At 70.7% G+C, this 10,394-nt stretch carries 7 protein-coding genes and 2 pseudogenes (1 of these 9 cut by a window edge); 1 reads left to right on the forward strand and 8 read right to left on the reverse strand.

What is annotated here, in order from left to right; translation table 11 throughout:
• The 8 genes and pseudogenes from BZL64_RS21340 to BZL64_RS21380 form a co-directional block, all read right to left on the reverse strand.
• Positions 1 to 1,040 (reverse strand): annotated as a pseudogene (locus BZL64_RS21340) (hypothetical protein) (its annotated part extends 211 nt beyond the left edge of the window); the annotation flags it as partial.
• 86 nt (positions 1,041 to 1,126) lie between these two features.
• On the reverse strand, positions 1,127 to 2,731 hold the full coding sequence (gene cimA / locus BZL64_RS21345; RefSeq protein ID WP_086770805.1) for a citramalate synthase: 1,605 nt from the start codon (positions 2,729 to 2,731) through the stop codon (positions 1,127 to 1,129).
• A gap of 446 nt (positions 2,732 to 3,177) precedes the next feature.
• Positions 3,178 to 4,266 carry a branched-chain amino acid aminotransferase gene (locus BZL64_RS21355; RefSeq protein ID WP_086770806.1) on the reverse strand — a complete coding sequence of 363 codons (1,089 nt, stop codon included), beginning with the start codon at positions 4,264 to 4,266 and terminating at the stop codon, positions 3,178 to 3,180.
• A gap of 246 nt (positions 4,267 to 4,512) precedes the next feature.
• The gene (locus BZL64_RS21360) at positions 4,513 to 5,556 is read right to left on the reverse strand and encodes a 3-isopropylmalate dehydrogenase (protein ID WP_086770807.1); all 1,044 of its coding nucleotides are present in this window, start codon (positions 5,554 to 5,556) and stop codon (positions 4,513 to 4,515) included.
• Positions 5,557 to 5,768: 212 nt separating this feature from the next.
• Positions 5,769 to 5,900 (reverse strand): hypothetical protein, encoded by a 132-nt coding sequence (locus BZL64_RS41950; RefSeq protein WP_018569343.1) that lies wholly within the window; start codon positions 5,898 to 5,900, stop codon positions 5,769 to 5,771.
• A 306-nt stretch (positions 5,901 to 6,206) separates the two neighbouring features.
• Positions 6,207 to 7,067 carry an alpha/beta fold hydrolase gene (locus BZL64_RS21370; protein ID WP_086770808.1) on the reverse strand — a complete coding sequence of 287 codons (861 nt, stop codon included), beginning with the start codon at positions 7,065 to 7,067 and terminating at the stop codon, positions 6,207 to 6,209.
• 76 nt (positions 7,068 to 7,143) lie between these two features.
• Positions 7,144 to 8,775, reverse strand: a complete 1,632-nt coding sequence (pruA, locus tag BZL64_RS21375; protein ID WP_086770809.1) for an L-glutamate gamma-semialdehyde dehydrogenase — start codon at positions 8,773 to 8,775, stop codon at positions 7,144 to 7,146.
• Positions 8,776 to 8,808: 33 nt separating this feature from the next.
• The gene (locus BZL64_RS21380; protein WP_086770810.1) at positions 8,809 to 9,735 is read right to left on the reverse strand and encodes a proline dehydrogenase family protein; all 927 of its coding nucleotides are present in this window, start codon (positions 9,733 to 9,735) and stop codon (positions 8,809 to 8,811) included.
• A gap of 164 nt (positions 9,736 to 9,899) precedes the next feature.
• Between BZL64_RS21380 and BZL64_RS21385 the strand changes: the two are divergent.
• A pseudogene (locus tag BZL64_RS21385) lies at positions 9,900 to 10,394 on the forward strand (PucR family transcriptional regulator); the annotation flags it as partial.

The following is a 10,394-nucleotide window of genomic DNA, read 5'->3' on the forward strand; positions in this document are numbered from 1 at the left end:
GGATCGCGGCCGTCCGCGAGGCGGGTGCGGTCCGCCGCGCAGACCGGGACCTCGCGGGCGGCCCCGCCGGGCGGCATCCAGGTGGCGTCGGCGACGGAGGGGCCGTGGCGCGGGTCGAAGAAGCACGGCGGGCGGCGCTCGGGCAGCGGCTCGCCGACCCGGCGGGCGGCGAGCCGGGCCAGGGCGAAGCGGCCGTCCTCCAGGGTCTCGGTGACCGGACGCACGTCCTCCGGTCTCGTCGCGCCCGCCATGGCCGACTTGGCCTTCTCGTAGGCGTCGAGGGCGTGCTCGTAGTCGCCGCGCATCGCGTCGTCGGCGCCGGGTTCGCCGGGGTGGAAGTCGAGCCGGTCGAGTTCCTCGCCGTAGGCGGTGATGTCCTCGTCGACGACGACGCGGAGCCGTTCGAGGGCGGCCCGCTGCTCGTCCGCGTGCCGCCTGCGGTTGCGTCGTACGAGGGTGTACGCGCCCGCGCCGCCGACCGCGACCAGGACGCCGGCGGTGATCAGGCCCGTCGTCGACACTCCGCCACCGCCGCCCGAGGACTCCCAGCTCGCGGGGGCCGAGCCGCCCATGTTGGCGAGCGCCCGGTCGGTGAAGGCGTCGAGCTGGGCCGTGGCGTCGTTCTCGCCCTGGACGCTGGTGACGAGGTTGCGCACGGCCGCCGTCGGCAGGACGGAGGAGTCGGCGCGGGCGTCGAAGCGGTCGCCGAGGCGGATCGCGTAGAGGCCGGTCACGCCGGTGGCGGCGCGCAGGTCGGTGAAGAGGTTCCCGGTCGGGTAGCCGGCCGGGAGGACGGCGACGAAGACGGGCTTGTCGGCGTCCTCGATCTTCTTCTGGAGGGCGTGGGCGTCCGCCTGGGAGAAGTCGGCGGACGCCGCCGGGTCGACGTAGACGGGGCTCTCGCGCAGGGCCGCGGCGATCGTCGACACGCTGGTGTCGGCCGCGGCGCGCGGGGCGCCCGCCGTCACCAGGGTCAGGGCGGCGAGCGCCAGCGCGAGGAGCAGTCCGGCGAAGCCTCGGGTCGAAAGTGCGACCTTCATACTTCGAAGCTACCCCGAACGGGGGCAAAACAGGGCAGCGGGAGCCGGACTGTGACGGCTGCCTATGGCCTCCTACGACCTATGGCCTATTCGGCCGGAGTCACCCCCGCCCGCAGGAGTCCGTAGGTGTAGGCGTCCTCCAGGGCCTGCCAGGACGCGGCGATCACGTTCTCGGCGACGCCCACCGTGGACCACTCGCCGCTGCCGTCGGTGGTGGAGATGAGGACGCGGGTCGTGGACTGGGTGCCGTGGACGCCCTCCAGGATGCGGACCTTGTAGTCCACCAGGTCGAGCTTGGCGAGCTGGGGGTAGATCTTCTCCAGGGCCACGCGCAGGGACCGGTCGAGGGCGTTGACCGGGCCGTTGCCCTCGGCGGTGGCGACGATGCGCTCACCCTTGGCCCACAGTTTGACGGTGGCCTCGTTGGCGTGGCTGCCGTCGGGGCGGTCCTCGACGATGGCCCGCCAGGACTCGACCTCGAAGTACTTCAGGGGCCGGCCCTCGACCTCGGCGCGCAGCAGCAGCTCGAAGCTGGCGTCGGCCGCCTCGTAGGTGTAGCCCTTCAGCTCGCGTTCCTTGACCCGTGCGACGACCCGGCCGACCAGCTCGCGGTCGCCGCCGAGGTCGATGCCGAGTTCCTTGCCCTTCAGCTCGATCGAGGCCCGGCCCGCCATGTCGGAGACCAGCATCCGCATGGTGTTGCCGACCAGTTCGGGGTCGATGTGCTGGTAGAGGTCCGGGTCGACCTTGATCGCGGAGGCGTGCAGGCCGGCCTTGTGGGCGAAGGCCGAGACACCGACGTACGGCTGGTGCGTGGAGGGCGTGAGGTTGACGACCTCCGCGATGGCGTGCGAGATGCGGGTCATCTCGCGCAGCCGGCCCTCCGGCAGCACCTTCTTGCCGTACTTCAGTTCCAGGGCGGCGACGACAGGGAACAGGTTGGCGTTGCCGACACGCTCGCCGTAGCCGTTGGCCGTGCACTGCACGTGGGTGGCTCCGGCGTCGACGGCGGCGAGGGTGTTGGCGACGGCGCAGCCGGTGTCGTCCTGGGCGTGGATGCCGAGGCGGGCGCCGGTGTCGGCGAGGACGGTGGAGACGACGGCCTGGATCTGGGCGGGGAGCATGCCGCCGTTGGTGTCGCAGAGGACGACCACGTCGGCGCCGGCCTCCGCGGCGGCGCGGACGACGGCCTTGGCGTACTCGGGGTTCGCGCGGTAGCCGTCGAAGAAGTGCTCGCAGTCGACGAAGACGCGGCGGCCCTGGCCCTTCAGGAAGGACACGGTGTCGCCGACCATGGCGAGGTTCTCGTCCAGCGTGGTGCGCAGGGCCAGTTCCACGTGCCGGTCGTGCGACTTGGCGACCAGCGTGATCACGTCGGCGCCGGAGTCGAGCAGCGCCTTGACCTGGGGGTCCTCCGAGGCCTTGGCGCCTGCCCGGCGGGTGGCACCGAAGGCGACGAGCTGGGCGTGCTGGAAGTCGATCTCCTGCCGCGCGCGGGCGAAGAACTCGGTGTCGCGCGGGTTGGCACCGGGCCAGCCGCCCTCGACGAAGCCGACGCCGAACTCGTCCAGGTGCCGTGCGATCGCGAGCTTGTCGGCGACCGTGAGGTTGATGCCCTCGCGCTGGGCGCCGTCGCGCAGGGTCGTGTCGAAGACGTGGAACGAGTCGTCGAGCTCGCTGGTTTCCGTCATGGTCTCAAGGCTCCTGTTTTGGATCTCGGTCTACCGGAATGACCGGCTCCACCGTCCCCCCATGGTCCCTCGCGCTTGTCCCCCGGCTGAAGGTGGGCCAGGAAAACGAAAAACCCCTCGCGGGTAGCGAGAGGTCTGCGCGCGGGTCGAGGACACGATGGCCGCCCGTACCTGGTCGTACGTGGCGGTCACTGCGGACCGGCGCGCCTGCTGCCAATAATCGTGGCGAACGAGAGCACGAGGGGAGTCTGACACAGGGCAGCCCGGTGGTCACCGACTGTCTCAGGATGCGAGCAGGGGCGTCCGTGGCGGCGTCGCCGGGAAGCGGAGGGGAGGGCGGCGGTGTGACATGGGGCGCCGCTCTCCTCGCGACGACGACGGCACGTGGAAGGGCCACCTCGGACAAGACGTCCGAAGCGGCCCCTCGTCGTGCCGGGTACGAGCTGCTAGCCGATCCGGTGCATCCAGCCGTGCCGGTCCTCGGCCTTGCCGCGCTGGATGTCGAGGAGCGCCTCACGCAGCTTCACGGTGACCGGGCCGGGCTCGCCGCCGGAGTGCTGCCACTCGCCGCCGGCGCGCTTGACGGTGCCGACGGGCGTGATGACGGCGGCCGTACCGCAGGCGAACACCTCCGTCAGGGTGCCGTCGGCGGCGTCGGCCTGCCACTGCTCCAGGGAGACGCGGCTCTCCTCGGACACGAAGCCGAGGTCGCGGGCGACCTGGAGGAGGGAGTCGCGGGTGACGCCTTCCAGGATGGAGCCGGTGAGGGTGGGCGTGACGATCTTGTCGCCGTACACGAAGTACAGGTTCATGCCGCCGAGTTCCTCGATCCAGCGGTGCTCGACCGCGTCGAGGTAGCAGACCTGGTCGCAGCCCTTGGCGGCGGCCTCGGCCTGTGCGAGCAGGGAGGCCGCGTAGTTGCCGCCCGTCTTGGCGTCGCCCATGCCGCCGGGGACGGCGCGGACCCGGTCCTCGGAGACCCAGATGGAGACCGGCTTCACCCCGCCGGCGAAGTAGGCGCCGGCCGGGGAGGCGATGACGAGGAACAGGTACTCGTTGGCCGGCTTCACGCCGAGGCCCACCTCGGTCGCGATCATGAAGGGGCGCAGGTAGAGGGACTCCTCGCCGCCGTGCGCGGGCACCCAGTCCTTGTCCTGGCGGACCAGTGCGTCGCAGGCCTCGACGAACGTCTCGACCGGCAGCTCGGGCATGGCGAGGCGGCGGGCGGAGCGCTGGAAGCGCTTGGCGTTCTGGTCCGGGCGGAAGGTGGCCACGGAGCCGTCGGGGCGGCGGTAGGCCTTGAGGCCCTCGAAGATCTCCTGGGCGTAGTGCAGGACGTTGGTCGCCGGGTCGAGCGGGATCGGCGCGTACGGGACGAGCTGGCCGTCGTGCCAGCCGCGGCCCTCGGTCCACTTGATGGTCACCATGTGGTCGGTGAAGTGGCGGCCGAAGCCGGGGTTCGCCAGGATCGCCGTGCGCTCGGCGTCGGAGAGCGGGCTGGCGGAGGGCTTGAGCTCGATCGTGGGCGTCGTCATGAGTGGTTGTCCTTCACCGGTGTTGTAGTGACGGGCCGCTTCCGTTCCTGTACGCCCAGTGCTAGGACGTCCGAGCATTCCCTCATTCCGCGGCTCCGCGTTCGATTATCGCGCGGGATCGGCGGGGGAAGAAACAGGGTGAAAGGCGGCCCGGGGTCGATGGTGGCACCCGGCGGGGGACATGCGAAAGCCGCCGGGTGCGGATGCGACCCGGCGGCTTCGAATGATTTCGAGGTGGCGCGGGCGTCAGCCGGCTACTCGTACGGCGAGCGCGTCGCCGATCTCGGAGGTGGAGCGGGCCGGCTTGCCCGTGCGCTCCGCGAGGTCGACGGTGACCGCGTCCTCGATGCGGGCGGCCTCGGAGTCGTAGCCGAGGTGGCGCAGCAGGAGGGCGACGGACAGGACCGTGGCGGTGGGGTCGGCCTTGCCCTGGCCCGCGATGTCCGGGGCCGAGCCGTGCACGGGCTCGAACATGGACGGGAAGTCGCCGGAGGGGTTGATGTTGCCGCTCGCGGCGACGCCGATGCCGCCGGAGACGGCCGCGGCGAGGTCGGTGATGATGTCGCCGAAGAGGTTGTCGGTGACGATCACGTCGAAGCGTTCGGGCTGGGTGACCAGGTAGATGGTCGCCGCGTCCACGTGCATGTACTCGGTGGTGACCTCGGGGAACTCCTCGGCCACCTTGTTGAAGATGTTGGTCCACAGGTGGCCCGCGAAGGTCAGCACGTTGTTCTTGTGGATCAGCGCGAGCTTCTTGCGGGGGCGGGCCTGGGCGCGGGCGAAGGCGTCACGGACGACGCGCTCGACACCGAAGGCCGTGTTCACGGAGACCTCGGTGGCGACCTCGTGCTCGGTGCCCTTGCGGATGGTGCCGCCGTTGCCGGTGTACGGGCCCTCGGTGCCTTCGCGGACGACCACGAAGTCGATCGCGGGCTCACCCTTGAGGGGAGTCTCCACACCCGGCAGCAGCTTGCTGGGCCGCAGGTTGACGTGGTGGTCGAAGGCGAAGCGGAGCTTGAGCAGGAAGCCGCGCTCCAGGACGCCGGACGGCACCGACGGGTCGCCGATGGCGCCCAGCAGGATCGCGTCGTGCTTCTTCAGCGCGTCGAGGTCGGCTTCGGTGAGGGTCTCACCGGTGGCGTGGTAGCGCCGGGCGCCGAAGTCGAACTCCTTCGTCTCCAGCTTCACATCCTGCGGAAGGACGGCGGAGAGGACCTTGAGACCCTCGGCCACGACTTCCTGGCCGATGCCGTCACCGGGGATCACTGCGAGATCGATGCTGCGAGACATGTGAGCACCCTACTCGGCGTCCCAGGGGATGACATGGACCGTCCGCGATACGGACACGGCGCGTGGCGGGAACAGGCGTTGCGGAAACAGGGGGCCATGGGACCGGAAGTGCGACGCGGGGCCTGGAGTCCCGTCCGGGACCCCGCGTCGCACCCCGCGCGGGAGCGGCTCCCGAACTGTGGGGTGACCCTGAATGCGCGGCCGACGGCCGGTCAGTGGCCCGTCTCGCCGCCGTTGTCACGGCGGTCGAGGGCGCGCTGCAGTGCCGCGGCGGCGTTCTTGCGGTCGGACTCGCTGGTGCGGGAGGCGTGGCGGACTCGGCGGCGGACAGTCGTCTCGGCCATGGGAAATCGACTCCATTCGAGAACAGGGAGTGCGGCGGGGCTTTGCGAAACTCCCCCACTGCCTCAACGGCGTGGGAGGTGCCCCCAGATGGGCCGGGGAGCGGTGCCCGCAGGGGTTGCCTGCACGGGGCCCGGCTCACGACCGCCATTCGCTTGGTCCAGCGAGACGTTCGGCTCCTACAAAACTAAGGGAGGAGCCCGCGCCTGTCTCTACAATTACTCGGACTTCCTACTATCTGAGACGGCGCACCTGACCCACCCCTGCTGACCTGCACATTCGTAAGGGGGCCAGGGCGAACCAATGGATCAGCGGATCGCCGCGGTGACCGCCTCCCGGAAGCCCTTCGGGTCCTCCGCCCACGGCAGGTGCCCGGCCGTCGGCAAGGTCACCCGGCGAACGGACGGCAGGGCCCGTTCCAGGGAGTCCACGGCCGAGCGCGGGCGGATGTCCCGCGCCCCGTCCACGATCACGACGGGTACGTCGAGGGACTCGCAGGCGGTGAACAGCGCGGGCGTGCCCCACACGCGCTTGCGTTCCGCGTTGAGGACCTTGCTGCACTCGGCCGCCACCCCGAACCAGGGGTCGGCCATCAGCCCGGCAAGCTCCAGCGCCCGGTCCCGGTCCTCGAACTCGACGGACCACTGGAGCACGGCCCGCTCCCGCGCCTCCTCGTCGGTGAAGAGGCGGCGGCCGGTCAACTCCCGCCAGCGGGCGAGCCGTTCCGGATGCTCACCGAGCCGGGCGAGGAAGTTCTCGCGGTAGGCGGGATGCCAGTCGACGTCGGGCCCGATGCCCGTTCCGCTGACGTAGACCAGGGTGCTCACCCGCTCCGGGTGGGCGAGCGCGTAGGCCAACGCGAGCTGGGCGCCCCAGGAATGGCCGAGCAGCGCCATCCTCGCCAGTCCGAAGCGGTCGCGTACGGCGTCCAGGTCGGCCACGAACCGCTCGGTCGTCCACGGGCCGTCGCTGCGCTGCGAGCGCCCGCAGCCGCGCTGGTCCCAGCGGAACACGGCGGCCCGCTGGGCGAGTTCACCGCCGACCTCGTCGAACATGTCCCACAGACCGGGCCCGCCGTGGCACAGCACCAGCGACTCGCCCTCGCCCGCGCGCGCCGTCCAGAGCCGTGCCCCGTCGTCGGCCGTCACCTTCTCCTCGGTCCACGTCATACGGCCAGTCTGCCCGCCCGGACATGCCGACGGGCCAGGTCGGCGAAGACCTGGCCCGTCCGGGGTGCGGGGGCTGTCAGCCCATGTGCGGGTAGGTGTAGTCGGTCGGCGGGACCAGCGTCTCCTTGATGGCGCGGGTCAGGGTCCAGCGCATCAGGTTCTGCGGGGCGCCGGCCTTGTCGTCGGTGCCGGAGGCGCGACCGCCGCCGAAGGGCTGCTGGCCGACGACGGCACCGGTCGACTTGTCGTTGATGTAGAAGTTCCCGGCCGCGTAACGCAGCTTCTCCATCGTGTGGGCCGCCGCCGCGCGGTCGCCCGCGATGACCGACCCGGTGAGGGCGTAGTCGGACACCGACTCCATCTGCGTCAGCATCTCGTCGTAGCGGTCGTCCTCGTAGACGTGCACGGCGAGGAACGGGCCGAAGTACTCGGTCGTGAAGACCTCGTTCTCCGGGTCGGTGCACTCGACGACCGTCGGGCGCACGAAGTAGCCGACCGAGTCGTCGTAGCTGCCGCCCGCGACGATCGTGCAGGCCGGGTCGGCCTTCGCGCGGTCGATCGCGGCCTTGTTCTTGGCGAAGGACCGCTCGTCGATGACCGCGCCGAGGAAGTTCGACAGGTCGGTCACGTCACCCATGGTGAGGTAGTCGACCTCGGCGGCGAACTCCTCCTTGAAGCCGGAGTTCCAGATCGACGCCGGGATGTACGCGCGTGAGGTCGCCGAGCACTTCTGGCCCTGGTACTCGAAGGCACCGCGGGTCAGGGCGGTCTTCAGCACGGCCGGGTCGGCGCTCGGGTGGGCGACGACGAAGTCCTTGCCGCCGGTCTCGCCGACCAGACGCGGGTAGGAGCGGTACTTCTCGATGTTGGCGCCGACGGTCTTCCACAGGTACTGGAAGGTCTTCGTCGAGCCGGTGAAGTGGATGCCGGCCAGGTCGCGGTGTTCGAGGGCGACCTCGGAGACCTCGATGCCGTCGCCGGTGACGAGGTTGATGACGCCCTTGGGCAGCCCGGCCTCCTCCAGGAGCGCCATCAGCAGCACGGCGGCGTGGGTCTGGGTCGGGGACGGCTTCCAGACCACCACGTTGCCCATCAGGGCGGGCGCGGTGGGCAGGTTGCCCGCGATGGCCGTGAAGTTGAACGGCGTGATCGCGTAGACGAAGCCCTCCAGCGGACGGTGGTCCAGCCGGTTCCACACGCCCGGGGAGTTCGCCGGGGGCTGCTCGGCGAGGATCTGGCGGGCGTAGGCGACGTTGAAGCGCCAGAAGTCGACCAGTTCGCAGGGGCAGTCGATCTCGGCCTGCTGGGCCGTCTTCGACTGGCCGAGCATGGTGGAGGCCGCGAGGGTCTCGCGCCAGGGGCCGGCCAGCAGTTCGGCGGCGCGCAGGATGATCGCGGCGCGGTCGTCGAAGGCCATGGCACGCCAGGCGGGCGCGGCGGCGAGGGCCGCGTCGATGGCGTCCTGGGCGTCCTGGCGGGTGGCGTTGGCGTAGGTGCCGAGGCGGGCCGTGTGGTTGTGCGGCTGCACGACGTCGAAGCGCTCGCCGCCGCCCATCCGCTTCTCCCCGCCGATGGTCATCGGCAGGTCGACCGGGTTGTCGGCCAGCTCCTTGAGCCTGGCCTCCAGCCGGGCCCGCTCGGGCGAGCCGGGGGCGTAGCCGTGCACCGGCTCGTTGACGGGGGTGGGGACCTGGGTCACAGCGTCCATGGTTTCCGTAACTCCTTCGTGAGCGGTGGTGGTTCAGCCCTTGGTGAGCATGCTTCGTACGAAGAACCGCAGGTTCGCCGGCTTCTCAGCGAGTCGTCGCATGAAGTAGCCGTACCAGTCGGTGCCGTAGGCCGTGTAGACGCGCATGCGGTGGCCCTCGGCGGCCAGGCGCAGGTGTTCATCGCCGCGGATGCCGTACAGCATCTGGAACTCGTACTCGTCGGGCTTGCGGCCGGCCTTGCGGGCGAGTTCCTGGGCGATGGAGATGAGGCGCGGGTCGTGGGAGCCGATCATCGGGTATCCCTCGCCCTCCATCAGGACCTTCAGGATCCGGACGTACGCCTTGTCGATCTCGTGTTTCTGCTGGTGGGCGACCTCGGCGGGCTCCTTGTAGGCGCCCTTGACGAGGCGCACGCGGCTGCCGTTCGCGGCGAGGCGGCGGGCGTCGGCCTCGGTGCGGAAGAGGTAGGCCTGGATGACGCAGCCGGTCTGGGGGTGGTCCTCGCGCAGTGCCTCGTGGATGGCGAACATCGAGTCGAGGGTGGTGTGGTCCTCGGCGTCCAGGGTGACGGTCGTGCCGATGGCGGCGGCGGCCTCGACGACCGGGCGGACGTTGGCGAGGGCCAGCTCGTGGCCGCCCTCCAGCGCTTGTCCGAACATCGACAGCTTGACGGACATCTCGACGCGTTCGCCGAGCTGAAGCTCCTTGAGGCGGTCCACCAGCGCCAGGTAGGCGTCGCGGGCGGCGGCGGCCTGCTCGGGGGTGGTGATGTCCTCGCCGACGACGTCCATCGTCAGTTCCAGACCGCGGCCGGTCAGCTCCTCGATGATCGGGACGATGTCGTCCACCGTCTCACCGGGGATGAAGCGGTCCACGACCTGCTTCGTCACCGGGGCCGCCGAGATCAGGCGTCGCATCCGGTCGCTGCGCGACGCGGCGAGAATCACGGGACCCAGCACGGGGAACCTCCACATACCAACCCATACGAGGCCGCTTCCCGACGTTTCGGGAACGGCACGGAGAACCACCGTGAAACCTAAGGATCCCTCCGATCGTCGGCCATCGACAGCTGTCACGCATCCGTGCCGCAGATCTCAGACAGATGTATGAAGGGGTCGCGGGGATGCGGGAGAATGACCGGGTGACGGCGGACTTCAAGGGCGAGTACCAGGAGCTGGTCGACGAGATCTCGGAGCTGCTCGGCGCCCCGGCGACCCTGGAGAACCGCGACTTCGAGCTGATCGCCTTCGGCGCCTACGACAGCGAGGACGAGCTGGACGCCGCCGCGCTGGACCCGGTGCGCACCCGCTCGATCCTCACCCGGCGCTCCACCGCGGCGGTCCGGGCCTGGTTCGAGGGCTTCGGCATCACGCGGGCCACGGGACCCGTCCGCATCCCGCCGACCCCGGAGGCCGGCGTCCACCGGGGCCGCATCTGCCTGCCCGTACGGCACCGGGGGGTCGTCCTCGGCTACGTCTGGCTGCTGGACGGCGGCCAGGGGCCCTCGGACGGCCAGCTGGCGGGCGCGATGGAGGTGACGGGCCGGATCGGCGCGCTGCTAGCCGACGAGGCCCAGCACGGCGCCGACCTCACCCGCGAGCTGCGGGCGGTGCTGGCC

It is taken from the genome of Streptomyces bobili, assembly GCF_002154575.1.
Lineage (GTDB): Bacteria > Actinomycetota > Actinomycetes > Streptomycetales > Streptomycetaceae > Streptomyces > Streptomyces bobili.

What these genes read in the sequence shown, in the direction of transcription:
- BZL64_RS41950 (WP_018569343.1), bottom strand. Translation starts at nt 5,900, where the DNA reads ATGGCCGAGACGACTGTCCGCCGCCGAGTCCGCCACGCCTCCCGCACC.
- BZL64_RS21360 (WP_086770807.1), bottom strand. Translation starts at nt 5,556, where the DNA reads ATGTCTCGCAGCATCGATCTCGCAGTGATCCCCGGTGACGGCATCGGC.
- BZL64_RS21370 (WP_086770808.1), bottom strand. Translation starts at nt 7,067, where the DNA reads ATGACGTGGACCGAGGAGAAGGTGACGGCCGACGACGGGGCACGGCTC.
- BZL64_RS21355 (WP_086770806.1), bottom strand. Translation starts at nt 4,266, where the DNA reads ATGACGACGCCCACGATCGAGCTCAAGCCCTCCGCCAGCCCGCTCTCC.
- pruA (WP_086770809.1), bottom strand. Translation starts at nt 8,775, where the DNA reads ATGGACGCTGTGACCCAGGTCCCCACCCCCGTCAACGAGCCGGTGCAC.
- cimA (WP_086770805.1), bottom strand. Translation starts at nt 2,731, where the DNA reads ATGACGGAAACCAGCGAGCTCGACGACTCGTTCCACGTCTTCGACACG.